The 25,991-nt window shown below is 38.9% G+C and carries 22 protein-coding genes; 8 read left to right on the top strand and 14 right to left on the bottom strand.

Features of this window, described 5'->3' with window-relative positions:
- Window positions 1–109: 109 nt before the first annotated feature.
- From mfd to A7A69_RS00965, 6 genes are all read right to left on the bottom strand, one after another.
- A complete protein-coding gene (gene mfd, locus A7A69_RS00940; protein WP_152875991.1) occupies window positions 110–3,568 on the bottom strand; it encodes a transcription-repair coupling factor in 3,459 nt (1,152 codons plus the stop codon).
- A 97-nt stretch (window positions 3,569–3,665) separates the two neighbouring features.
- Window positions 3,666–4,019 carry a hypothetical protein gene (locus A7A69_RS00945; RefSeq protein ID WP_120369239.1) on the bottom strand — a complete coding sequence of 118 codons (354 nt, stop codon included), beginning with the start codon at window positions 4,017–4,019 and terminating at the stop codon, window positions 3,666–3,668.
- 25 nt (window positions 4,020–4,044) lie between these two features.
- The gene (locus A7A69_RS00950) at window positions 4,045–5,070 is read right to left on the bottom strand and encodes an alpha/beta hydrolase (protein WP_152875992.1); all 1,026 of its coding nucleotides are present in this window, start codon (window positions 5,068–5,070) and stop codon (window positions 4,045–4,047) included.
- On the bottom strand, window positions 5,071–6,216 hold the full coding sequence (locus tag A7A69_RS00955) for a YdcF family protein (RefSeq protein WP_152875993.1): 1,146 nt from the start codon (window positions 6,214–6,216) through the stop codon (window positions 5,071–5,073).
- Window positions 6,217–6,221: 5 nt separating this feature from the next.
- On the bottom strand, window positions 6,222–7,256 hold the full coding sequence (gene murB, locus A7A69_RS00960) for a UDP-N-acetylmuramate dehydrogenase (protein ID WP_187349150.1): 1,035 nt from the start codon (window positions 7,254–7,256) through the stop codon (window positions 6,222–6,224).
- Between the two features lie 15 nt (window positions 7,257–7,271).
- On the bottom strand, window positions 7,272–7,790 hold the full coding sequence (locus A7A69_RS00965) for a low molecular weight protein-tyrosine-phosphatase (RefSeq protein ID WP_151982157.1): 519 nt from the start codon (window positions 7,788–7,790) through the stop codon (window positions 7,272–7,274).
- 117 nt (window positions 7,791–7,907) lie between these two features.
- Here A7A69_RS00965 and A7A69_RS00970 point away from each other — a divergent pair, with 117 nt between their 5' ends.
- Together A7A69_RS00970 and A7A69_RS00975 are read left to right on the top strand one after the other, a co-directional pair.
- Entirely contained in the window at window positions 7,908–9,068 is a 1,161-nt protein-coding gene (locus A7A69_RS00970) for an iron-containing alcohol dehydrogenase (RefSeq protein ID WP_120369244.1), read from the top strand.
- Window positions 9,065–9,526 carry an acyl-CoA thioesterase gene (locus tag A7A69_RS00975; protein ID WP_152875994.1) on the top strand — a complete coding sequence of 154 codons (462 nt, stop codon included), beginning with the start codon at window positions 9,065–9,067 and terminating at the stop codon, window positions 9,524–9,526. Before A7A69_RS00970 ends, A7A69_RS00975 begins: the two co-directional genes overlap by 4 nt.
- A gap of 25 nt (window positions 9,527–9,551) precedes the next feature.
- Here A7A69_RS00975 and dnaX read toward each other — a convergent pair whose 3' ends face one another.
- On the bottom strand, window positions 9,552–11,738 hold the full coding sequence (dnaX, locus tag A7A69_RS00980; RefSeq protein WP_152875995.1) for a DNA polymerase III subunit gamma/tau: 2,187 nt from the start codon (window positions 11,736–11,738) through the stop codon (window positions 9,552–9,554).
- Window positions 11,739–11,856: 118 nt separating this feature from the next.
- Window positions 11,857–13,344, bottom strand: a complete 1,488-nt coding sequence (locus tag A7A69_RS00985; RefSeq protein WP_152875996.1) for a SmvA family efflux MFS transporter — start codon at window positions 13,342–13,344, stop codon at window positions 11,857–11,859.
- Window positions 13,345–13,467: 123 nt separating this feature from the next.
- Between A7A69_RS00985 and A7A69_RS00990 the strand changes: the two genes are divergently transcribed.
- On the top strand, window positions 13,468–14,055 hold the full coding sequence (locus A7A69_RS00990) for a TetR family transcriptional regulator (protein WP_120369250.1): 588 nt from the start codon (window positions 13,468–13,470) through the stop codon (window positions 14,053–14,055).
- 78 nt (window positions 14,056–14,133) lie between these two features.
- Window positions 14,134–14,649 (top strand): GNAT family N-acetyltransferase, encoded by a 516-nt coding sequence (locus A7A69_RS00995; RefSeq protein ID WP_152875997.1) that lies wholly within the window; start codon window positions 14,134–14,136, stop codon window positions 14,647–14,649.
- 1 nt (window position 14,650) lies between these two features.
- On the opposite strand, the gene A7A69_RS01000 is transcribed toward A7A69_RS00995, so the two are convergent.
- The 3 genes from A7A69_RS01000 to A7A69_RS01010 form a co-directional block, all read right to left on the bottom strand.
- A complete protein-coding gene (locus A7A69_RS01000) occupies window positions 14,651–15,913 on the bottom strand; it encodes a serine hydrolase domain-containing protein (protein WP_152875998.1) in 1,263 nt (420 codons plus the stop codon).
- A gap of 69 nt (window positions 15,914–15,982) precedes the next feature.
- Window positions 15,983–16,837 carry a MaoC family dehydratase gene (locus tag A7A69_RS01005; protein ID WP_152875999.1) on the bottom strand — a complete coding sequence of 285 codons (855 nt, stop codon included), beginning with the start codon at window positions 16,835–16,837 and terminating at the stop codon, window positions 15,983–15,985.
- Window positions 16,838–16,952: 115 nt separating this feature from the next.
- Complete coding sequence (locus tag A7A69_RS01010; RefSeq protein WP_152876000.1) at window positions 16,953–18,344, bottom strand: 3-oxoacyl-ACP reductase; 1,392 nt, start codon at window positions 18,342–18,344, stop codon at window positions 16,953–16,955.
- A 243-nt stretch (window positions 18,345–18,587) separates the two neighbouring features.
- Between A7A69_RS01010 and A7A69_RS01015 the strand changes: the two genes are divergently transcribed.
- Window positions 18,588–20,135 carry an acetyl-CoA C-acetyltransferase gene (locus A7A69_RS01015; protein WP_152876001.1) on the top strand — a complete coding sequence of 516 codons (1,548 nt, stop codon included), beginning with the start codon at window positions 18,588–18,590 and terminating at the stop codon, window positions 20,133–20,135.
- A 66-nt stretch (window positions 20,136–20,201) separates the two neighbouring features.
- Here A7A69_RS01015 and A7A69_RS01020 read toward each other — a convergent pair whose 3' ends face one another.
- The 3 genes from A7A69_RS01020 to aceI form a co-directional block, all read right to left on the bottom strand.
- Window positions 20,202–21,200 (bottom strand): alpha/beta hydrolase, encoded by a 999-nt coding sequence (locus tag A7A69_RS01020; protein WP_338325109.1) that lies wholly within the window; start codon window positions 21,198–21,200, stop codon window positions 20,202–20,204.
- A 205-nt stretch (window positions 21,201–21,405) separates the two neighbouring features.
- Entirely contained in the window at window positions 21,406–22,533 is a 1,128-nt protein-coding gene (locus tag A7A69_RS01025) for an OmpW/AlkL family protein (protein ID WP_152876002.1), read from the bottom strand.
- A gap of 250 nt (window positions 22,534–22,783) precedes the next feature.
- Window positions 22,784–23,206, bottom strand: a complete 423-nt coding sequence (aceI, locus tag A7A69_RS01030; protein ID WP_151981917.1) for a chlorhexidine efflux PACE transporter AceI — start codon at window positions 23,204–23,206, stop codon at window positions 22,784–22,786.
- A gap of 88 nt (window positions 23,207–23,294) precedes the next feature.
- Here aceI and aceR point away from each other — a divergent pair, with 88 nt between their 5' ends.
- The 3 genes from aceR to leuE all read left to right on the top strand — a co-directional run bounded on the left by aceR (window position 23,295) and on the right by leuE (window position 25,976).
- Window positions 23,295–24,176 (top strand): HTH-type transcriptional regulator AceR, encoded by an 882-nt coding sequence (aceR, locus tag A7A69_RS01035; protein WP_120369259.1) that lies wholly within the window; start codon window positions 23,295–23,297, stop codon window positions 24,174–24,176.
- 86 nt (window positions 24,177–24,262) lie between these two features.
- Window positions 24,263–25,252 (top strand): transaldolase, encoded by a 990-nt coding sequence (tal, locus tag A7A69_RS01040; RefSeq protein ID WP_152876178.1) that lies wholly within the window; start codon window positions 24,263–24,265, stop codon window positions 25,250–25,252.
- 73 nt (window positions 25,253–25,325) lie between these two features.
- The gene (gene leuE, locus A7A69_RS01045) at window positions 25,326–25,976 is read left to right on the top strand and encodes a leucine efflux protein LeuE (protein WP_151981922.1); all 651 of its coding nucleotides are present in this window, start codon (window positions 25,326–25,328) and stop codon (window positions 25,974–25,976) included.
- Window positions 25,977–25,991 lie beyond the last annotated feature (15 nt).

A 25,991-nucleotide genomic window follows, 5' to 3' on the forward strand; every position in this document is an offset into this window, starting at 1 on the left:
AATTTTACAGCAGCTTGATCACACATTGCAGCAATATAAAGTTAAACTAAAAAATGTAATGAAAATCGATGGATTTTCATTACAGATACTTAATGAGAAGTTAAATGTGTTAATGCAACTCATTCAGAAGTTTTCCAAGTAAATCCTGAATATATTGAATGCGTTTGTCATAATCCTGTAATTGCACTGTAATTTTTAGGCGCTGTCCACCTTCCATACGATAGTGAGTTGGATTTTTCTGCATTAACTGAATAATACTTATCGCCTGTACAGGTGTATCTGGCGAAAACTCAACATAACCACCATTTGCATTTATATCGACTTTGGTCATTCCAAGGTGTTCAGCTTTGAGTCGAATCTGATGCACACTAAATAACTGTTTCACCGCTTGTGGCAAAGTACCAAAACGGTCAATCAACTCCATACGAATATTATCAAGTTTTTCCTGTGTATCGGTGTTACTAATGCGCTTGTAAAATAATAAACGCTGATGAACATCACCAAGATAATCATCTGGAATTAACGCTGGCATATGCAGATTAATTTCAGCAGTCAGTGATAAAGGTGCATCGAAGTTCGGTGTTTTGCCTTTTTGAATGGCTTTGGTGGCTTTTTCCAACATTTCCATATACAGGCTATAGCCTATTGCCTGCATTGAACCACTTTGTTGTTCACCCAATAACTCACCTGCACCACGAATTTCCAGATCTTCTGTGGCAAGCATAAAGCCTGCGCCGAGCATCGAAGCACGTTGAATCGCATCTAAACGTTTTTCAGCATCACCTTTTAAATGTTTAATCGATGGTACAAGCAAATATGCATAAGCCTGATGATGTGAACGTCCAACCCGTCCACGTAACTGATGTAATTGTGCTAGTCCAAGTTTGTCGGCACGCTCAATAATGATGGTATTGGCATTTGGTACATCAATACCCGTTTCGATAATTGTTGAGCAGACCAGAACATTAAACTCTTTATGATAGAACTGCTGCATGACTTGCTCAAGTTCACGTTCACGCATCTGTCCGTGTGCAACAGCTACGCGGGCCTCTGGAACAAGGTGACGAATATTTTCGGCGGTACGCTCAATCGTATCAACCTCATTATGCAGAAAATAAACCTGACCACCGCGCAGTAACTCACGCAAAATTGCTTCTTTGACAGATTCGTCAGTATGTTCCTGTACAAAGGTTTTTACAGCTAGACGGCGCGCTGGTGGTGTAGCGATGATAGATAAATCGCGCATTCCAGAAAATGCCATATTCAATGTGCGTGGAATTGGTGTTGCAGTTAAAGTCAACATATCCACATCAGCACGTAATGCTTTGATTCGTTCCTTATCTCTCACACCAAAGCGGTGTTCTTCATCTACAATCATTAGTCCTAAGTCTTTGAACTGGACATTTTCCTGTAGCAGTTTATGCGTACCCACCACAATATCGACTTTCCCATCGATTAAATCATCAATAATCTTTTGATGAGTTTTGTTTGAGCCAAAACGAGATAAAACTTCAATACGCACAGGCCAATCAGCAAAACGATCTTTAAAAGATTCATAGTGCTGCTGCGCTAACAAAGTTGTTGGCACCAATACTGCGACTTGTTTATTATTTTGAACCGCGACAAATGCTGCACGCATCGCCACTTCGGTTTTACCAAAACCAACATCACCACAGACTAAACGATCCATCGGCTTTGCCAAATGCATATCATGTATCGTTGCTTCAATCGCATTCGCCTGATCGAGCGTTTCTTCATACGCAAACCCACTGGCAAATTGCATATAAAGACTCTGATCAAGTTCAAAAGCAAATCCAGGTTTAGACTGGCGACGTGCCTGAATATGTAAAAGTTCTGCGGCTACGTCATGAATTTGCTCTAGGGCCTTACGTTTTGCCTTACTCCAAGTATCTGTTCCCAATTTATGTAATGGTGCTAGATCGGGATCACCACCACTATAGCGACTAATTAAATGCAAATTGGTCACAGGCACATAAACTTTTGAACCTTCAGCATAATCAAGTTGTAAAAACTCGTGATCCTGTCCATCGATTGCAAGTGTAATCAGCCCTGCATAGCGCCCAACCCCATGATCAATATGCACAACAGGCGCACCGATGCTAAGCTCGGTTAAACTCCGAATCAGAAATTCTTCAGAAACTTCCTGCTGACGTTTACGGCGACGTTGAACAACACGATGTTCATATAATTGATTTTCTGAAATGACTGAAAGCTGATCTCGAATCACCAAGCCACGATCTAAAGGCGCATTGGTAATCGCAATTGCATATTGTTGCTTTAAAAAATCTGTAAAGCCGTCAACATTTGGAATTTCACCCAAACTTGATCTTAGCGAATCTTTTAAACTTTCACGACGACCTGCACTTTCAGCAACCAAAAGCACAGGATGATTAGACTCATCAATATAGGTTTTTACACTTTCAAAAGGCTGTTCTTTTTTAGCATCTACATGTAGTTTGGGTGGTTGTAAGGTATCGAGATTAATTGAACCTGCACGTCCATCAATTTGCTCAGAACTGGCTAAAATTCGAGGGAATTGATTAAGACGCTCAAGCACCATATTGGGCATCAGGAATAAATCTTCGGGTGCTAAAATTGGTTGATCAACGTTATGCCTGCGATTTTCATAACGTTGCATGACATCTTTCCAAAACTGCATCAAATTTTCATCAAGGTCTGAATTTGTAATGACAATGCAATTTTTTGGTAAGTATGAAGTCAATGCACTCTGATTTTGCATCACTTCTTTTTCAAAAAATAAAGGAAGATAAAACTCAACGCCAGGTGACGAAATTCCATCAAGTACATCCTGATAAATTGGATTTTTCTTAGGATTTGCTGTTGGAAAACTTTCTGCATAACGATCACGAAACACAGAACGCCCTTCTTTTAATGGAAATTCTTTTGCAGGCAATACTGTAAATTGACTCAAACTTTCAGTCGTTCTTTGGGTTTCTGGATCAAAAAATTTGAGTGTATCTATTTCATCATCAAATAAATCTACACGAATCGGCTGCTCTTGCCCTGAAGCAAAAATATCCATGATACTGCCACGTACCGCAAACTCACCGTGATCATAAACTGTATCAACCAGATGATAGCCAGCCTGAATCAATCTTAATTTTTCTTTTTCTAGATCGAATTTTTGTCCAACTCGAATATCAAAATGCTCCCCCAATACCCACGAAACAGGTGCGACACGTTGAGCCAATGTTGCAGCAGAAATGAGTAAAATACCCTTTTGCGGCATATTGGATAAAATCGCAAGACGTTCGGAAACAATATCCTGATGTGGTGATAATCGATCATAGGGCAAAATTTCCCAATCAGGAAAAATCGTCGGTTTTATGCCATAAAATTCAAGTTCGCTTTCTAACTGTGCTAAATGTTGGTTATTTCTTGCCACAATAACCAACAAAGAGGTGCATTGATCGGCAATTTCTTTAAATAGAAACGCGCCAGATGAACCCAGTATTGATCCGATCCAGCGTTTTTCGCCTGCTTTTAATTGCTGTAATTTGAGCTGAGAGATTTCTTGTTGGAACATTGAATGTATTTAGATAAAAAGACATAGCATCTATATTAACATGATGAGCCAAGACCAAACTTGATTTATGTTGTTGTTTGAGCAAGCTTTGAAGGAATTATTGATCTCGCTTAAATGTTCGATAGTACTGATTAAGCTTTTCAATCAGACCTTTGAATTGTTCTAAGTTTTCTTGTTTATTTCCCAAGCGAGCAACATAACGCCCTGTTGCAATTTCCAGATCAATTTTTTCATTAATCAACATTGATCTTAAATAAAGCTGTTCCAAATCATTAAAACTGGATAATTTTCGATTTGAAAAATATTCCAGCCGTTCCGATAAATCATTCATGACAATTCCATCAACAATATAACCTTGCTGTGAATCGAACTGAATTTGATGCTGTTGCATATATTGCTGTTCAGCCGATGGCTTGCCAGATTTAAATAGATTTGAGAGCTTGTTTAACATTGCTAGTCATCACGAATACAGTTCATTAATAGTAATAATGCTTGGGTCGTGCATGTAAAAATGCAGGAATCAGTCCCGTTAAAGCAGCACGTATATCAGCTCGCTCATTGATCAGTTGATGCGAACCCTCTTCAAGCATCAACAGAGTTTGCAGTCGAAATTTACGTCGAATAAACTCGATGTTGTAACGCCAATCCACAGTTTGATCAAGTGCGCCTTGTGCCAACCAGACTGGAATACGACATGGCGGACGTTGCTCCATTTCAAGCATCCATTTAGACATTGCCAAAATCCAGTCCATTCCCATCATACGCGGTTGTAAAGGATCTTTAAGCCGAATAAAACGTAGAAACTCAGGATTATGATTATTACGTCTGAAATGTCGCGGCACTTGGCGTTTAATCCGTTTGATAATGCCTAAGCCCACCGAGTTATGCCACCATGCGGTTTTAGCAGGCCGAATTAGTGGCGATAATAACAGCACACGATCTACAATCGGATCTTGTCTTTTTTCTGCATATTCAAGTAAATGATGCATCCAGATCGCACCACCCGTACTTTGCCCAATACCTAACCAAGGTTTTGGAAGCTGACTGGCATGTTTAACGTACTGGTGAACTGCTTTCAATACTTGCTGATAATGATCAAAATTTTGAATATTGGCAGGTGAACCATCGCTTAGACCGTGACCCGGCAGATCATAAGTCAATACACTAAAGCCCTGTTCCAATATTTCACGAATAATCGGTTGATAAATTCCACTATGTTCCAGATAACCATGCAGCAAGCAGACCGTACCCAATGGCTTCTGGTGCGGTTTGAACACCTGCACGTGTAGCTTAAATAGTGGCATTTGAATATAGCCTTGCCATTGTTCACAATCGAGCAAATCAAGACCATAGAGTTTACGATAAGCTAAAATATCTTTTGATGGCTCAAAGGCGTGATTCAGATTTAAAGGCTCAAGAACTTGCGGCGTTAAATCACGACTCGGAATTGGCAAATCCAGTTGCTGAAGAACCGCAGGATTTAAAAAAGGAATTTCTGGCATTTAAGGTACCTCCCGACATCCGCTAGAGCCAAAAAGTACATCACGAATTGTTGCCAATAATTCATAATTTGCACGGCGACTATGATCATAATTTTGTTGGCTCGGCTGCCATGCGGTCAATTGAGTTGGCATCGGGGCTTCCACAGGAATTGTTTCTATTCCATTTAAAGCAAATAAACGTCTTGTTCTTGGCATATGATATATATCAGTAACCAACATGACTGTTGGTGCACCGCCTTTCTTTTGTAATAGTAATGAACTAAATCGCGTGTTTTCACAGGTATTCATACTTCTATTTTCAAGAAGCTTCGCATCTACACCACGCACTTTTAACCACTTTTGCATGTAAGGTGCCTCAACCCCGCTTAATACTATTGGTAAATGATTCTGGTTATGTAACTCCAGCGTCTTTTCCAACCGTAAGCGTGTATAAGGATTCACAACGATATCTTTTTTATTTTCATCCAATGTAAGCCCTCCACCTAACACCACAATCGCATAAGGTTTGTTATGAGTGCTTAGCTTTTCATCGTTTTGATTTTGTTTGACCAAAGCAATATCCTGTGTGGTCTGTTGGTCAATCACTTGATCATGCTCGACAGGAACAGGATGCTTCTGTAAAAAATCAACATATTGCTGCATGAGAGCTTTGCTTTCAGAACTATTTAAGTCGAGTAATGGATTTTGTTGACTTGATTCTAACTCTGGCTCACTACTACTTAAAACTTGTCCAGGTTCGGAAACTGATGGTTTTAATAACGGAATGGCTGGCTTTTCTGGCTCGTCAGCGTCTTCCTTTTTTTGTTGTTCTATAATGCGCTCTTGCAAAAGCTTATAACGAGTTTGCAACAACGCTAAAGATTGTGAATCTTTAGAATTTAAGGCGTTTTCAATTAAACTTAAATACGCCTGTCGGGCAATCCAAAGATTTGATCCGGGCTCTAAATTATCATGTTCACTTAAAGATGCCTGTTGCTGACTTTTCGCAGCAACCTGATTCACTTCGACAGGTACAAAATAATTAAGCGCTTTTACGATCAATTTTGAATAAAATGGTGTGTAAATAAAAACCACAAGACATGCAAAAAGTACGAATAATATTCCTACTACGCGTACAAATCGAATCATCCAGTGAGTTTTGCTCATAAATACTATTCCGAATGCGATCGAATTAAGCCATTTGTATCAAATAACACAGGTTCAGGTTCAAGCTTGATATTAAACTTTTGTTTCACATCTTGTTGAACAGCCTGATAAGTGTGCTTGACATCATTTAAAGAAGCATTGGCATAATTCACTAAAACCAATGCCTGTTTTTCAAACATACCGACTGAACCTATTTTTTTACCTTTCCAGCCTGTTTGATCAATCAACCAACCTGCCGCGATTTTAACGCAACGATGTGCTTGAGGATAATGTGGAATTTGCGGAAATTTTGTAAGTAACTGGTCAAAATCTGTTTGATTAATCACGGGGTTTTTAAAAAAGCTGCCGACATTTGGATATTGTTTAGGGTCTGGCAGTTTACTTTGACGAATCTGAATGACCTGTTTTTGCAGATTTTCAGGCGTTAAATCATCACCCATCGCCGCTTTTAAATCCCCATAATGAATCCTAAGCTGTGGCTGTTTCAGTAATTGGAAAGTAACATGAGTAATAATGTAACGATTTGGATCGTGCTTAAAAATACTGTCTCTATAAGCAAACTGACAATCGATAGCTAAAACATCTTGTGTGGTTTTTTCTAATCTGTCATACACCTGCACAGACTCAATAAACTCCCCAACCTCAACGCCATAAGCACCGATATTTTGTACAGGTGATGCACCGACCAAACCCGGAATCAGTGCCAGATTTTGTAATCCATACCAACCTTTTTCAGTTGTCATCAAGACAAAATCATGCCAAATCTGCCCCCCACCCACTTTTATTTTGATATGTTCAGCAGTATCTTCAACGATCTCAACACCCTGAATATTCATATGTAATATCAGCGCATGAATCTGCTCTGGCAACAACATATTGCTTCCACCAGAAAGAATTAAGCTATTCAATTGCTGTTGATCGGCAAAATCTAATGCTGCGATTAAATTCTCGATTGAATCAATTTTGACGTAATGTGAAGCAATGGCATTTAAATTTAAAGTATTAAACGCTTTTAACTGGACGTTTTGTTGGATTTGAATCACTAGAAACCTATTTTATTGATCAGCAATTGTGATTTGCTGTTTAAACATTTGTACCCAAGCCTTAGCACTGGATTCACATTGATCCAGAACACGTTCAAAACCATCTGCCCCACCATAGTAAGGATCAGGTAGAGCTTGCTGTTTATACACAGGATCATGTTCACTCATTAATGCAACGTTTGCACGAATCTGATGCGTTTTATATTGTTTTAATGCCTTTTGCTTAAATAACTGAATATTGTCAAAGTTTTCGTGATCCATTGCCAGTATCAAATCGAACGCCAGAAAATCTTCAACTGTTAACTGGCGCGCGCGCAAAGTAGATAAGTCATAGCCACGTTTCAAAGCATGTTCTTGACTTCGGGAGTCAGGCGCTTTGTTTGGATGATAATTACTTGTACCTGCCGAATCCACAATAACATTAAGCTGATGTGCATCACAAAAGTGCCTTAAAACTACTTCTGCCGTAGGTGAACGGCAAATATTACCCAAACAGACACATAGCACCTTATAAGGTGAGTGTGATGACATATAAACCTCGAAAGTGCTTTATTTTCAGGTGTCTTATGTTAAGTTATTTAAAAGCAGAATCCTATAGAAGAACAGAACAGAAATGTTCGATTTATGATGAAAAATAAGGAAATATCCATGAGCCATTTTCAATTTCAGACAGCATCTAGCATTGTTTCAGGTCTTGGCTCAATACAAGAACTTAAGAATATCATTCGCGATGGCAATTATCGCAAACTACTGATCGTCACTGATGCAGGTATGGTTCAACATCAACTTCATTTGCCCATCATTGAGATCTTGGAACGTCTTAATATTGCGTATACTGTTTATTCAAATATTCAAGCAGACCCTCCTGAACATATTGTGCTCGATGCTACAGAGTTCGCAAAAAAAGAAAAGGTCGATGCGATTTTGGGGTTTGGTGGAGGTAGTTCAATGGATGTCGCCAAGATTATCGCACTCCTTGCACACCCTCTGCAAAAACAGACCCTGGCAGATATGTATGGTGTCAATAACGCGAAAGGGCCGAAACTTCCCTTAATTTTGGTACCAACCACTGCGGGAACTGGCTCTGAAGTTACCCCTATATCAATCGTAACGACTGGTGAAACCACCAAAACAGGAATCGTTTCACCTGCCTTGTATGCAGATTTTGCCATATTGGATGCCAATTTTACGCAAGGTTTACCTGCGCACATTACCGCAGCAACAGGGATTGATGCCATGGTACATGCCATTGAAGCCTATACCTCTAAAATAAAGAAAAATTTCTATGCCGACATGCTGGCAAAAAATGCATTGCGATTACTCAATGAGAATTTGCCTAAGGTGCTAAAAAATGGTGCTGATATGGAAGCACGGCAAAACATGCTACTGGGTTCAATGCTTGCGGGACAAGCCTTTGCTAATGCGCCTGTTGGTGCAGTTCATGCACTTGCCTATCCATTAGGTGGACATTTTCATCTTTCGCATGGACATACCAATGCACTGGTTTTGGCTGAAGTTCTTAAATTTAATGCGCCACATGCCAAACAATTGTACGCAGAACTGATGCAATGGCTTGACCCGCGCAGTAATGGAAGCTCCGATGGCTTATGTGATTTGTTTGTCGATCATATGCAAAATCATCTTGATCAAAGTGGGCTCGTTTTAAAGCTACAAGATTTAAATGTACCACGGCAGAGTCTTGAGACACTTGCTAAAGATGCGATGCTACAAACTCGCCTTTTACAAAATAATCCACGAGAAATGACCGAGCAAGCTGCGCTTGAAATCTATGAGGCGATTTACGCATGAGTAAAGAATCTACAAAACCTATCCGTAGAACTCGGGATCAATTTCATTTCTTTTTAAACATTCAGACGCGCTGGGCAGATAATGATATTTACGGTCATGTCAACAATGTCACGTACTATAGTTATTTTGACACAGCAGCCAATTCTTTATTAATTCAGCATGCAGGATTTGATATCCACCAATCCCCCATCATTGGTCTGGTTGTAGACTCGGCCTGTAGTTTTTTTCAGGAATTATCATTTCCCGAAAGCATCGAAGTGGGTGTCGCAATTGCAAAAATAGGAAATTCATCCTTAAGATATGAATTAGCCATTTTTAAACAGCATCATATTGAGCCTTCTGCTCAGGGTCATTTTGTACATGTTTTTGTTGATCGCGAGAACCGAAAAAGTACCACCATCCCAGATGCCATGAGAATAGCTCTTAAACCTTATGTATTAAAAGCGGACTCAGATTAATAACGTTTTTCTAAAAAATTGTTCATTATTTTAGCTGAATATTTTGTAATTCACCTTCAAAAGTATTCAATAATTTCTGAACCACAGTATCGGTTTTAAGCAAATATTCTGCGCGCTGGAACGCTTTTTGTTTGCGTTCCGCTTGTTTAACAAACGGAGTTTCACCTGCAACTTCAGCATATTGCACCGTAAACTGCGTATTTGGCCATAAAGACTTAATTTCAGTTTCCAATGCATATTGAAGCTGTGAAAGCATGCCTTCATATTGCTGCGGAATGGTAAAGGTACACATTCCATCGATTTGACCCAACATTAAACCATGTTGAGCCAACTCTTGAACGGCGGGTGAAAGTTGACTATTTCTAAACCAGTATTCCCATTTTTCTAGCGTCCATTCTCCTTCTAAAATTTCTACAGAAAGTTGAAGAATATCTTGTGGCATTAAATTTAGAGGATCTGTAATAACGACCTGATCATCTACACGATGATTCATTTGTGCAGCGTCTTCGGCATTTACAGCGACTTGAGCCTCCAACTCAATCGAATTTTGCACGTCCTCAATTGAATGTTTTAAATCTTTATCGGATGGATCTATATTTATAGACGATGAAGAAACAAAAGTATTTTCATCAATATGATTTTCAGATAAAGCTCTAACTTGCTTTTCATCAACCATTTCAATCGATTGCTGCTCTCTTAGAGATGCGAATGAAGGATTTGACTCTAATTCAGTTGAAAACTCTTCTACAGGTAAAACCTGCATTTCATCAATCGATAGCGTTTGTATAGATGCTTGTGAATCAAAACCAATCAAATTATCAGCGTTTGCATCAAAAACGACGATGCTTTCTTGGTCATCTACTAACGGCGCAGGAGAAGATTCTAAAGCTTCATGATCCATTGCCACCAATTGCTCTGGCTCATCAAAGCTTTGTGGCTCTTCCTCAAAACCTTCAGTATTTAATGGAGTAGCGTTTTCATCAGCTTGATCTCTTTGGGAAGAAACTTCCTGAACATTCAATTTTGCAGTTGAAGCAACTGGAATCTCAGTTGTTTTTTTTTCAAAGTTAGATGCTGTAGATTCAGAAGAAATCTCAGACCCCTGCTCAATGACAATTTCATTCAAAGCCAATGGACGAAATGCCAATAAACGCAGCACACACATTTCAAAGCCTTGTTCCTGCGTCACAGCAAGCTGTAATTCAGCACGACCTTTACATGCAATCTGATAATAAAGCTGTAAATCCTGAGCCGATACCATTTTCGACAATGATAAAATTTTCTGATTAATTTCCTCACTGTATTTGAGGCTTAACTCTGGTAAATATTGCAATAGAGCCAGTTCATGTAAGGTTGAGATTAACTGATCTAACACCAAAGAAACATCGAGTGCCTGCTGGCGAAATTGTAATAATAATTGGCTGACACGTGCCTGTTGATTTTGATGAATAGCAATAATCAGATCATAAATAATGGTACGATCAATCAGACCCAACATTTCCTTAACATCTTGATGATGGACTTCACCTTGCCCGTAAGCAATGGCTTGATCTGTTAAAGATAATGCATCTCGCAAAGAACCTTGTGCAGATTCTGCAATCTGCCAAATTGCATCTTTATCTGCGCTGATCTGTTCTTTGTCTAAAATAGTCGTCAGATGTTCGGTAATTTCATCTACAGCTAAAGGACGCAAGGTGAATTGCAGGCATCGAGAAATGACGGTAATGGGTAGTTTCTGTGGGTCAGTTGTCGCAAATAAAAATTTGACATGTTCTGGTGGTTCTTCAAGCGTTTTGAGCAAGGCATTAAATGAATGTGTAGACAGCATATGCACTTCATCAATCAAATAAACCTTAAAACGCCCCTGAGTTGGTGCGTAAGGCACATTATCTAAAAGCTCACGTGTATCTTCAACTTTGGTACGTGATGCTGCATCAATCTCAATCAGATCAATAAAACGACCTTCATTGACAGCACGACAAGTTGCACAGACTTCACAAGGTGTAGACGTTACCCCTGTTTCACAATTTAGACACTTTGCCAAAATACGCGCTATGGTCGTTTTACCCACGCCGCGCGTACCTGTAAACAAGTAGGCATGATGCAAACGTCCACGCTCAAGCGCACTAGTGAGTGCACGCGACACATGGTTTTGCCCGACCAATTCAATAAAATTACGAGGACGGTATTTTCTAGCCAGTACTTGATACATGAATGCTCCTTAATGTATTTATAAGGATACTGGTTTTTTGCCCGATAGTGAATGAATTCAGCAACAATACATCAACAAGCAAATATTAAATAAACAAATTATTTTAATACCTATTTCCCTAATCACTTACTTGCTTAGAAGGCAATGCCCACCACACAAAACCAGATAAAATTAAAAACAGGCTTCCTGCAATCGCAAGTACTTTCGCATGTGAGTGACTAAAGGCATCTGATGCTGCCTGAGTCAATGCCAACACTAAGCTTTTATCATCAAGTTGTTGTGCAACTTGCATCGCTTCAGCAATTGAATGACTGGCTGTTTGAGCTAACTCAGGTGATAACCCATGTGGAACCAATAAAGATTGCGTATAGAAAAAAGAAAGTAAAAGACCAAATATAGTAATCCCTAAACCCGCACCGAGTTCGTATGCCATTCCCTCTATCGCCCCTGCTGCGGTTGCTTTATGTGGGGGTACAGCAGACATAATCGCAGCAGTTGATGAAAGCAATGCAATTTCAACGCTGATGCCCATAACAATCATAAGACTCCAAGTTTGCAAATGTTGTGTATCAAAATTGGTAAGTGCAAAACCCCATAGACTCAAGGCACACATCATCATCCCTAAAGTGGCGACTGGGCGAAGTCCATAACGATTCATTAAAAAACTGGTAAACGGCCCACCTAAGCTGATCGCAATCATAAAAGGTAAAATAAATAAGCCTGCTTGCAACGGCGTATAACCATAAACAAACTGTAGCTCTTGCGAAAGCAGAAGTTCAAAACCGACCAAAGCAATCATCGCCACAATTGCCATCACCATGCTGGTGGAAATCACAGGGTGTTTAAATAAACTAAAATCAATCATTGGCGTTAATGACTTTAATTGTTGTTTTACAAATAAAATTAAAGTGCCTAAACCCATCATGAACAGTATAACAATAAAATAATTTAATCCATGCATTGCAGTTTTAGCAGCATAAATGATCATTAAAATTGCACTCACCAGAACCAGAGCTTGTATCAAGTTCAAGGGTTGTTTGGTTTCGACGTGCTGCTTCGGTACAATCCATGCAGTTAAAATTAATACCAAAATAATGATAGGAATATTAATCAGGAATACAGCTCCCCAATCAAAATGCTCCAAAATAAAACCACCCAGTAACGGGCCAAAAGCTGCGCCACCACCACCAACCGTTCCCCAAATCCCTAGCGCATAATTACGTTGTTTTTCATCCAGAAAGCTGTTTCTAACGCCCGAAAGAGTAGCAGGAAGAATCATGGCAGCGCCTAACCCAAGTAAAGCACGAGCAAAAATCAGAACATAAGCCGTTTGAGCCAATGCCGCCATCAATGACGCTAAACCAAATATAGTCGCGCCGATCATCATTAAACGTTTAAAACCGATACGATCACCTAATGCACCCATTGGTAAAATCAATCCAGCCATAATCAGGGAATAAATATCCATGACCCAAAGCATTTGATTACCACTTAGTGCTAAAGCTGAACTTAAAGAAGGAATTGCAACATGCAATACCGTGGCATCGATAGAAACAGGAAGATAAATTAGGACGATGATTGCAAGAATCATCCACTTACGGGACATAACACACTCAATGCAAAGTTGGACACTTGTTCAAATTAAATGAATTATACCCAAACTTGAACAAACGTCCAACTTTTATTAAAATTATGCGAAGTAAGCACAAAATATTGAAATCCAATCCTAATGAATTATTTAAATCGTGAGCAACGCCGTGAAATGATTTTAGCTGCTGCTAAAACTTTGGCATTAAAAGAAGGTTTAAATGCATTGACCGTTCGGGCGATCGCAACGCAAGCACATGTTTCTACTGGTCAAGTTCATCATCATTTTGAGTCTGCCTCGCACTTAAAAGCGCAAGTTTTTATTGAATTGATGGATCAATTGAATGAACTTGAAGCTCAGGTACTTACAGATTCATGGCTTCAACGTATTTCTTTACTACTGGGTTGTGAAAATATCGAGCAAACTCAGCCTTATTTGCGCCTTTGGAATGAAGCTGAAATTTTGATAGAACAAGATATCGAAATAAAAAAAGCCTATAACCTTACCATGCAGCGATGGCACAATTTATTGGTGCAGTTAATTCAAGATGGCATACAACAAAAGCAGTTTAAAATGCTTGAGACGACAACTGCTCAAGATGCTGCTTGGCGTTTGATTGCTTTTGTTTGTGGTTTAGAAGGAATTTACCAACTCGGCTTACAAGGCTTGGACGAACAGTCCTTTCAACATCATGTCGAAATCATGATCAAAATGGAGTTGATGAATTAAATGTCATCTCACTATATTTGCAAATGATTATTATTTATATATGATAATTAAATCCTTTCCCGCTCGTTAAATTACATAATGTCTCATGCACTTTGCCTTTCTTCAGCCCGACTATCTATAGAACCTTTTAAGCTTCAAGACTGCTCAGATATTTATCCATGCATCAGTTTAAGTCTAACTCAGTTTATGTCATGGGAACCCGCCCAATCTTTCGAGGAGTTTGAGTCAATTGGTAAAAGTTGGCTACAAGCACAAGCATTGCAGACAGATCAACATTTTGTATTCCGAGATAAAACTACCCAAAAGTTTATTGGTTTGATTGGTATTCATCGTATTCAGACTAAAACGCCTGAATTCGGTTTATGGATACGTGAAGATCAACATGCTAAAGGCTTTGCAAAAGAAGCACTGAAAGTGATTTATGATTGGGGCATTGTAACTTTTGAAGCGGATTATTTTATTTACCCTGTAGCAGAGCAAAACTATGCTAGCCGAAAACTGGTAGAAGGTTTAGGTGGAATCATCAGCCACGTCAGACAGCAACCTAAATATCTTCAGGTTACTTATCACATTCCTGCAAAGCTGAAAATTTAAATTAGAACCAGCCTTTATGCCCTTTCAATATTTTATCTGCACAACGCAAAGTTTCCTGAGTTAATCCCCATAAACGGTAATCACCTGTAATCGAACCGATTTTAAAATTATGGGTATAAGCAAAGCTTAAATTTCGATCTGGATCACACCATGCTCCAGAACCGTTATAACCTATGTGCCCAAAACCATTTTTGGCACGTTTCCCCATAGTTAAAACTCGGTGATAACCCAACCGCCAATTCATAGGAATCGGCATTACTTTATCTCTTGCATAACTTTGAATGGTGCTTAATTGTTGAAATACCTCAGGCTTAATCAATGTCTTCCCTTCCCATTGCCCACCATTCGCCAACATGGCATATATTTTACTTAGGCTATTTGCTGTAAAAGTACCATTCGCAGCAGGAATAATCGCTTGAAGTCCTTCATCACTAAAGAAACTAAAATTTTTCATGCCCTTCGGGATCATCGCATCCTGAAAATCCTGTGGATTTTGCCCTGTCCAAGTCACCAATTTATCGGTAAAAGCAGGTTTATGTGTTTTTGAAACTTTTGATTTTTTGAATTGCTGTTGCTGTTCCGATTTAGTTTTTTGAGGTATGAGTCTTGCTACACGAACAAGCTCAGAAGTCGGCACTCCAAAGTAGGCGCCCTCTAATTGTAATGGTTCTATTAAATAGGTCTGCATTAAATCAGGTAAACTGCGTTTTGTTGCTTTTTCGAGCGCCCCACCTACCAACCATCCAAACGTCAAGGCCTGATATGCATTGCCTTGACTGGCTGCAAAACGTGGCGTCGCTTGTTCAAATACCTGAAGCATATGCTGCCACTCAAGCATTTCACGTGCATCATTAATTAAATTGCGAAGATCATACAAACCACTTTGATGGCTCAGGATATGCCTAAGCGTTATTTTTTCTTTACTGTTTTGTGCAAATTCAGGCCAATAATGTGCAATTGGAACATCATATTCAAGAAACCCTTCACTGACCAAAATATGTGCCAGAGTGGCTAAAACACCCTTGCCTGTAGAATAACAAACAGAAAGCGTATCTTCAGCCCACTGTTCATTAAGGGATTTTTTTCCCGTATAGATATCAACTACTTTTTGTCCCTGAAAAAAAACAGCTAATGCCGCTCCACCCTGATCAGTACGCGCATCCTGCAAACGGCTGAATTGAACTGCCAAATCATGAAAACGCTCATCAAGCGTCCCGCGATAATTGTGAGTATCTGCAAATAAAATTTCCGTTAATGCGCTCATCACTCATCCTTTGAGAATTTAGTTTTATATAAAAAGCCCGAACTCATCGGGCAATCTTAAATCATGGTCTTATAATTCAGTGACCGTCCCAGAAACATGAGGCTTTTTAGACTTTTCATTGCGAATTAAAAAGTCAGTTTCTTTTGACTGTTGTGCGGTCAAAAACTCAACTTTTGAAGGGAGATACATAGGAAGTTTAAACCATACATCTGCTTCATAAGCATCAGGCAAGTTCACGTTTGCCAATGCTTTCGCCTTACTCCACATACCATGTGCAATTGCTTGTTTAAAACCAAATGCTTTTGCTGTCACGGCATGAATATGGATTAAGTTAAAGTCACCCGAAACTTTGGCATAACGACGACCTGTATTTTCAGCAATATCCCAAACTTGTTGAAGTTGATATTCTGGTGCTCTGTTTTCTTTCGGTTTTTCAGCCGACTTTTTCTCTACTTTCTGACGGGCTAAATATGTGGTCACGCCCTCCATGACCACTTCATTACCAACTTTAGCAGTAGTAATGAAATCAAACTGAACGCCTTTATCGTGTGGCTTTAGCTCACCAAATTTACAAGACAAAGTTAAGTTTTCATTAACCCCAATCTTACGGGTCTGTTTAATTTGATTGCGGATATGTACTAAACCCAGAATTGCAAAAGGAAATGCTTCTGTGGTCATCATATGCATTTGCAGACTTTGAGACAGCACCGCTAAATAAATCGCTGGAATAAAACCATCATTTTTAAAGCCACAAACTTCATTGTAAGCTTGTAAATGCTTTTGATCGACCTGAAATGAATCCACAACATATTCGACTTGTGGCAAAACGTTTGGGCCTTTTGGCTTTTTAAATACAAGACCTTGTATGACTTTTGGATAAGCCAGATAAGGTTTCGGAAGTTGGCTAAAATGGCGTGTATTCATGGTTGACCTTATTCAAATTTTTATAGATTTAACATAAGAATACCCTTTCCTTAAATTTTAAGAAAAGGGCAAGCATTATTTTGATCTAAAAGCGATCAAATACGATAACAACAAATTATGCACCAAGTAAGCTTTGTCCACATACGCGAACAACGTTACCATTTAAGCCAGTCGATGCTGTCGATGCATACCATGCGATTGTTTCAGCAACATCGACTGGTAAACCGCCCTGATTCATCGAGTTCATACGGCGACCAGCTTCACGAATTGCAAATGGAATCGCGGCGGTCATTTGTGTTTCGATAAAACCTGGCGCAACAGCGTTGATGGTAATTCCATTTTTCAATATTGGTGCAGTAAATTTCACCAAACCGATCACGCCTGCTTTAGATGCAGCATAGTTAGTTTGACCCAAATTACCTGCGATACCGCTGATTGAAGAAACGCAAACAATTCGACCATTTGTATTCAAACCGTCATTAGCAAGCAAATAGTCATTAATACGTTCAGCCGCAGACAAATTGATATTAATCACCAAGTCCCAAAGCTCAGGCTTCATATTGCCCAAAGTTTTGTCACGTGTAATACCTGCGTTATGTACAATGATATCCAGACCGCCTTGTTTTGCAGCAGCCGCTTTAATTTTTTCACCCGCATCTGCTGCAGTAATGTCCAGTCCTAAAGCTGATCCGCCAATTTCTGCTGCTACACGATCAAGATCCGCTTGCTGCTGTGGGACATCAAGACAAATGACATGTGCGCCATCACGTGCCAATACATGCGCAATTGCTTCACCAATACCACGACTAGCACCTGTTACCAATGCAGTTTTACCTGCCAATGGCTGATTCCAATCTACTTTTACCACATCTGCTTTAGATACACGGATCACCTGACCAGAAACATACGCTGAACGTGGAGAAAGCAAGAAACGTACAGTTGACTCAAGATTATCGGCTGCACCTTCATCAACATAAACTACTTGAGCGGTAATTCCTTTTTTGAATTCTTTACCAACAGATTTCACAAAACCTTCAAGTGCACGTTGTGCAATCGCTTGCTTAACCGTTTTTGCTGATTCTGGCGTTGTTCCAATCACAATCACACGACCAGAACTCTGAATTTGACGCGCGACTGGATGAAAGAATTTATACAATTCATTTAACTGCTCAGAGTTTTGAATCCCAGATGCATCAAAAACCACCGCCTTAAATTTAGATTCTTTATCGCCTGAATTAAAGGCACGTAAATTTAAACCCGCTTTTGCGGCAGTTTGCTGTAACTCTGCATTGTTACCTGCATAGCTATCTGCATGGATATTACTCAATACTTGAGCAATTGCACCAGACAATGAACTTGAAGGTGCAGCACCAAGTAATACAGCACCATTAATCACAGGCTCCGCACTTTCAAAACGATCCAGTACCACTGGTGATGGTAAACCTAAATTTTTTACGACAAACTTACCAAGTGGTGATTGGGTAAATGCTTGGTATTGATCAGTCATGGTTATTATCTCTCATGCAAAATAATGTATGTATAAACCCAGCGTGTTAATTGCTGTTTATATCCTTTGTTGGAAACTTGTGAACATATTAGGTTCATGGATTTGAATAAAATAATACTTGAGTTACTCTTGATATGTCTTGACCTGAATGCACTCTAGAATGTCATTCCAGTCAATACAGGTCTATTTTAATTATGTTAATGTACATCTCAAGAATATCATAAACATGCTTGGAAAAGCCTTATGAGCAAAACAACTCAAGACAATCCACAAGAGCAGTTAACAGCCACTAAATCTGCTTCTGATAATGTGTCAAATACATCAAAGCGTGCACCACGCACAACAAAAAGTGCAACTTCAGGTTCAGCCAAAGTAAGTGCTGCTACCCCTGCAAAAACTCCACGTACACGTGCCAGTAATCCGCGCACAAGAACCACTGCTGCAAGTAAAACACCAGCAGCTAAAACAACCGCTTCTCCTACTCAACCTTCTGTTCAACAGGATCAAAACATGAGTCAGAACTCTATTCGTCGCGTCGCCATTATTGGCGGTAACCGTATTCCATTTGCGCGTTCTAATGGTGCTTATTTTAAAGCATCGAACATGGACATGCTTACTGCTGCATTAAATGGTCTGGTTGAACGCTACAACCTTCAAGGTCAACGTCTAGGTGAAGTCGTTGCAGGTGCTGTACTTAAGCACAGCCGTGATTTTAATATGACTCGTGAATGCGTACTGAGTACTGCACTTGCACCAGAAACTCCTGCTTATGATATCCAACAAGCTTGTGGTACTGGTTTACAAGCCGCATTTGCTGTTGCCAATAAAATTGCACTGGGTCAAATCGATGTTGCAATTGCAGGCGGTGTAGATACAACTTCCGATGCACCTATCGCATTTGGTGACGGTTTACGTAAAGCATTGCTTGAACTGAACATTGCAAAAACGGGTAAAGATCGCTTAAAAGCATTGACCAAGATCAATCTTAAAGATCTTATGGATGCGCCAAAAAATGGTGAACCAAGAACTGGTCTTGCGATGGGTGATCATGCTGCAATTACAGCACTTGAGTGGAATATCGGACGTGAAGAACAGGATGAGCTTGCTGCTGCCTCTCATCACAAAATGGCCAAAGCCTATGAAGAAGGTTTCTTTGACGACCTAATTACACCATTTATGGGTCTTGAGCGTGATAATAACTTACGCCCTGATTCATCAGTCGAAAAGCTTGCCAAACTTAAACCAGTTTTTGGTAAAGGCGAAAATGCAACAATGACTGCGGGGAACTCAACTCCATTGACCGATGGTGCATCTGTGGTGCTTTTGGCTTCTGAAGAATGGGCAAAAGCGAATGGTCATGAAGTATTGGCTTATTTAAGTTTCTCAGAAACTGCGGCAGTTGACTTCGTTGGCAAAAAAGAAGGTCTGTTAATGGCGCCTGCTTATGCTGTTCCGCGTATGCTTGAGCGTGCTGGTCTTAAACTTCAGGATTTCGATTATTATGAAATTCATGAAGCTTTTGCATCACAAGTACTTTCTACGCTTAAAGCATGGGAAGATCCTAAATTCTGTAAAGAACGCTTAGGTTTAGATGCACCTTTAGGCGCTATTGATCGTTCGAAGTTGAACATTCATGGTTCTTCTTTGGCAGCGGGTCATCCATTTGCTGCAACTGGTGGTCGTATTCTTGCCACTGCCGCTAAAATTTTGAATCAGAAAGGTTCTGGTCGTATTTTAGTGTCGATCTGTGCTGCTGGTGGTCAAGGTGTGGTTGCCATTGTAGAAAAATAACGTTCTATAGTTCACACTGAAAAAAACAGCATCCGATTTGGATGCTGTTTTTTTTGCTGAAACAGGCTAATTTGAACGCTGTTTGAGAAAAAGAATCGATTGATCAAAAACCTCATGGCTTGCTTTAAATCGCATATTAAAGTTGAAATCATGATTAATCTGTTCAGCGTATTCTTTTGGATAAATCTGGGAGATAACTGGCACACCCAATTTCTTTAGCTTGTTTATAAAAGGAATCGTTTGAGTTTTGGTAAGTAAATCTACATCTGTCGCACTGATATAAACAGCTGAAAATTTAGCATTTAACCAAGGATATGCAGACATCAAATCGAGTTGATGATCTGAAGGTTGATTTTCCCCACTATATTTTGCAATCACACTCTGCGCACCCCAAGCCACAATTTTTCCAGCCTTCGCGCTTGAGTGGTATAAAGTTTTTAAATCATAGACACCGCTATGCAGAACTAGTCCTTTCACCTGTTGAGGTGAAATTACGGGTTTTAATTTAAGTTGTTGAGCCATCTCTGCCGCATTTAATGCCGCCACATAACTACTCGTAATATTTGCCCCCGCAGAGTCTCCACTAAAAAAAACTTGTGATAAGTCTACTGGTAATTGATTTTGATGTTGAATAACATAATCAACTGCCTGATTCAATTCTATTACTTGCTGTGGATATGCGGCTTGTGGAACCAATGTATATTCAACATTTATAACCAAAAACCCCTGATCTGCAATCAGCTTGGCATAAGGCAACATTCCTTCTTTATTGCCTGCAACCCAACCACCACCATGTACAAGAAATAAAACTGGAAGTTTGGTGCTTTGGAGTTTTTCTGGATAAACAATATCTAGTCTTTGGCTATTTTGATCACCATAATGTTGATCTGGTAGCACAATAAGCTTCTGTTTTATATTTTCATTGGCATAGTGTTCAAGATATTGAACATTCTCACGAGTTTGCTGATTATCCATTAATTTAGCAACTAGCGTGGTTGGTAAATTTTGGCAACCTGATGAAAAAATGCTTAAACCCAAAACAAGACAAAGCGTTATTTTTTTCACTTTAATCACCTAAACATAAATAATAGTTTTTGATTCATATTTGCTTTAATCAACAAAGAACCTACTCGACATAAAGAAATATAGCATTAGGAATTAAAATTCATGTCGGATTGTGCAACGAAAATAACAAAAATTACTATTTTTGATCACTAAAAAGTATGCCTCTCAACATATTGACAAGCATACTTTTTTTAAACTTGATAAATTAAAAACGATAACCTACGCCCAAATATGTAATGATTGGATCAATATCCATCTTGGTCGAAGAATGGATAAGCTCTCGATTGGTATTACTATCAATCACATTAATGGTAGCCTTATTATTCAATTTTGCATAAGACACCGAAGCCACAGTGTACCAATTAGGCGTTATATCATAAGTAAAACCAGCAGTTACAATTGGGGCAATAGCATCATCGGCATCGACATCCACACTTGGGTTTGCACTCGACTTTTTCCCATCCAACGCCGCGCCTGCCAGTCCATCATGAATGTTTTGGATCATATGACCCGCTGCTTCTAAATCAGAACGAATACCCGAATTTAGTTTAATATCACTAAAGTGAGCATACATCACCCCTGCACCCACATATGGTCTAAATTTATTAATTCCTGCCTTACCCCATTGGTATTGTGCCTCTAATGCTGGTGTCCATGCTCGTACTGAGGCTGCTTTGCCATAGGCATCCAGATTGGTAATTGGGATATCTTTTTTTAGTCCCAGATTATTCCCAATAATACTACCCGCTAAACCGCCAGGCGCAGCAGAACCAGTTAATGGTGCTTTAATAAAACCTTTTCCTTTAATATCAACTTTAGGAGGGATACCACCAATAAACTGCAAGGAAACATTGTCATTTAAGTAATAATTAAAAGTTAAGCCCAGAGTGTCTACATCATCAGCTTCCAACCCACTGCCCGCATTTTGCCAATGATCAATACCATTAATTGTTGCTACGCCTGACGTTTCAGCAGTTACGTTTCCATTTGCATCTACAAAACCCAGAGACTCTCCAATACTTGGCCCTCCATTTTCTTGTTTTTTAAAGACTAAATTTAAAATATCTTTAGCATTTTCACCTGTAGATGGGATTGTAGCATCTGGATCAACAGCCCCCATAAAAGCAGGAATTGAAATTTGACCTACATTGGCTTTAGTACCGCTTGGGACAGAGGTGGATATATCAAAGGGGTTCGCCTTTCCTTGAGGCATTACATGCAACCAACCCGCGGAAACTGAGAATCTTTTAAAATTATCTGCATGTGCCAGAGAGCCAGCAGTAATACCGATTAAACCGCATAACATTGTTTTGTAAAATATTTTACTTTTCATATTATATTCCTTTTATATTTAGCCCATCATCAATGATGAAACCTAGTTTATCGTACAAAAAATATAGGATAAAAATCATACAAAACCGATAAGTGGTTGTTTTATAAATTCCTTATTTTTCATAAATATACTTTTTAATATTAAATAAAAAACTAATAAATTCAACAATTAATAAAAAGTATTCGATACCTTAAATTATGTTATTTTTCATAAAAAAAGTCACTGATTTTACAATCAGTGACTTCGAGAATTAATTCTGAGGAACGTAACCTAAACGTATTTCTAAGTAGTCGTAACACCACTGAAATATAAAGGTATAAATTAAAATACACATGGTTAAGCCAAAATCTAAAACAATGGCCTGCCATATACTCATATTCATGGCATAGGCCACCATTGGAATCGTTGCAAGCATTAAGCCTCCTTCGAAACCTATAGCATGGAGAATACGAACTTTAATGGTTCTTTTTAGCTGATGCTTATGCTCAAATTTTTCAAAAAAATGGTTAAAAACCATATTCCAAATCACTGAAGTGACTGCCATCGCGATACCAAGCGAACCTGTTACCTCCATAGGAACATTAAAAATAAAACTTAATGCAATTGCTATGATGACCAATAGAATCACTTCATAGCTTAAAGCATGAATAATTCGTCTTTTGGAAATCAACATTTTAAAACACTCTTTTTGTTTGAAGTGTGCTCATTTTATTTTTATAATCTTGATAAATCCAATCAGGTTCTTTCAATAATTTTGACAGATGAACATTAATCAAGAGCAACTCATCATTTTTAAGACTGTTATAGAAACAGGGTCTTTTTCTGCTGCCGCCAGAAAACTAGGCAAAGTTCCATCCGCAGTCAGCATGTCTATAGCGAATCTAGAGATTGATCTTGATTTAAATTTATTTGAGCGTATCGGTCGAGAACCCGTTGCAACTCCTGAAGCACATATCCTCTATGAGAAAACCACTCAGCTCCTTATAGAAATGAATCAATGGAAACAACACGCCCATGCCTTGAGTACAGGACTTGAATCTGCCCTTAATATTGTAATTGTGTCTGAACTACTAGACACCAACTGGACAGATTATGTCAGCTTACTTTCAAGACAATTTCCAGATTTACAAATCAATATTATTTCTGCACCACAAGAAGATGCTTTAGCGATGCTACTAGATCAACGTGCACAATTGGCTTGGATGTTTGAGCGCGAACATCTGGATTATCGGGAACAATTTGTTGAAATTAAAAAAGAGTCCTTAATTCCAGTGGTCTCCAAAACACATCCGCTAGCGCATATGCAAGATATTAAATTTGAAGATATTTTACAGCAACGTCAAATCGTGGTTGCAAGTCGTGACAATACCATTAGACCTGAATTATTATTTTCAAAAAATTACTGGCGCACAGATAATCATCATTCAGCCTGTATGATGATTGTTAGAAATTTGGGTTGGGGTGTTTTACCCTCAGAAATGTTTCAAGAAAACCCTAGACTAAAACAACAATTGAAAGTTTTAGATCTTCTAGATTTCACGCCCAAATTTGAATATTACATTGATCTCGTCTGGAGTCGAGAAAGTAAATTAGGTTCTGCTGCACGATATTTAATCGAACATATTCGACAAGACAGAAAATAATCAATCGACAAGTTTTAACGTGGATTTACAATAGAATATGCTATAACTAAAGAGATAAATATTTTAAACCAAGAATGTTGATTGCAATGACACAAACAGCTTTAGACCAATTAAAACATGTAACGACCGTTGTCGCCGATAGTAGTGATCTTGAAGCTATTCGTCAGTTTCGTCCTTTGGATGCCACAACCAATCCTTCATTAATCACTGCGGCTGCAAGCCAGCCTGAAAATCGTGAACTTATTGAAGCTGCCTATGCACAGGCACGTCAAGAAGGTTATCAAACAGATCAACTGGTTGAACGTACCATTGATATTTTGACAGTCAAATTTGGCGTTGAAATTTTAAAACTGATTGAAGGTCGTGTGTCTACAGAAGTTGATGCATCTTTATCTTATGATACAGATGCCACTCTTCAAAAAGCGCGTGAATTATCTAAACTCTATAAAGATTATGGTATCGATCAGTCTAGAGTGTTAATTAAAATTGCATCGACATGGGAAGGCATTCAAGCTGCGAAAGTGCTTGAAGCTGAAGGTATTGCGTGCAACTTAACGTTATTGTTTGGCTTGCATCAAGCTCAAGCCTGTGCTGATGCCAATGTCACCCTAATTTCTCCATTTGTTGGGCGTATTTTGGATTGGTACAAAAAGTCTGAAAATGTAGATCATTATCCAATTGAAAAAGATCCCGGTGTCTTATCCGTTAAAAAAATCTATTACTATTATAAACAGCAAAATATTCAGACTCAGGTGATGGGTGCAAGCTTCCGAAGTGTCGATCAAGTCCTCGGTTTGGCGGGTTGCGATCTACTCACGATTGCCCCTGCTTTACTTTCTGAATTAAGTCAGGATAACCGTCAGGTTGAAACTGTTTTAAGCCCAGAATCGGCATTAAAAGCAGAGAAAATTACGCTTGAACCACAAACTCATGAAAGTTTTAAAGCCGAGCTTGAACATGACTTAATGGCTTTTCAACTGTTACAGGGCGGTGTTGATGGCTTTATTCGAGCGCGAGATCAACTCAATACTTTATTGCGTCAATCTTTTGGCATTGATGCCGAAATTCAACCCTAATATTTGATTATTCACATATTAAAACCGATTTTTGTTATAGTACAAAAATCGGTTTTTTTATGAGTAAATATTCGTGTTCGGGATTACAGATCTTGCAACTTACATTATTGGTACTTTGTTAATTGTATTTTTGCCTGGACCAAACTCGATCTATGTGATGTCTATTGCTTCACGCTATGGAATCAAAACGGGTTATCGCGGCGCATTCGGTATTTTTACTGGAGATGCCATTTTAATTTTGTGTACCGTTTTGGGTGCAGCATCCCTTATGCATGCTTTTCCATGGATATTCACCACACTCAAAATTGTAGGTGCATTATATCTATCTTACTTAGGATTTAAACTACTTCAGGCAAGTTATCAACGCTGGAAAAATCAGTCGGTGGATGAGATTGAAATGGCAGATTTACCTCAACTTGATCAGATTCACCCTTATCGAACAGCTTTAGGAATTAGTCTATTAAACCCCAAAGCGATCTTATTTTTCTTGTCCTTCTTTGTTCAATTTGTCGATCCTGCTTATCCTTATCCTGCCCTAAGTTTTTTTGTGTTATCCATCATTTTACAATGCGTTAGTCTCAGCTATCTCACAATTCTAATTTTTTCAGGTGTGAAGTTATCTGCATTCTTTAAATCCCGACATAAAATTTCTGCGGTTAGTATTTTTATGGTAGGTATTTTATTTTTTTGTTTTGGTTTAAAACTTGCGACTTCAACTTTGTAAGATTTTACCTTTTGT

This window comes from Acinetobacter guerrae (assembly GCF_009372255.1).
Classification (GTDB): Bacteria; Pseudomonadota; Gammaproteobacteria; order Pseudomonadales; family Moraxellaceae; genus Acinetobacter; species Acinetobacter guerrae.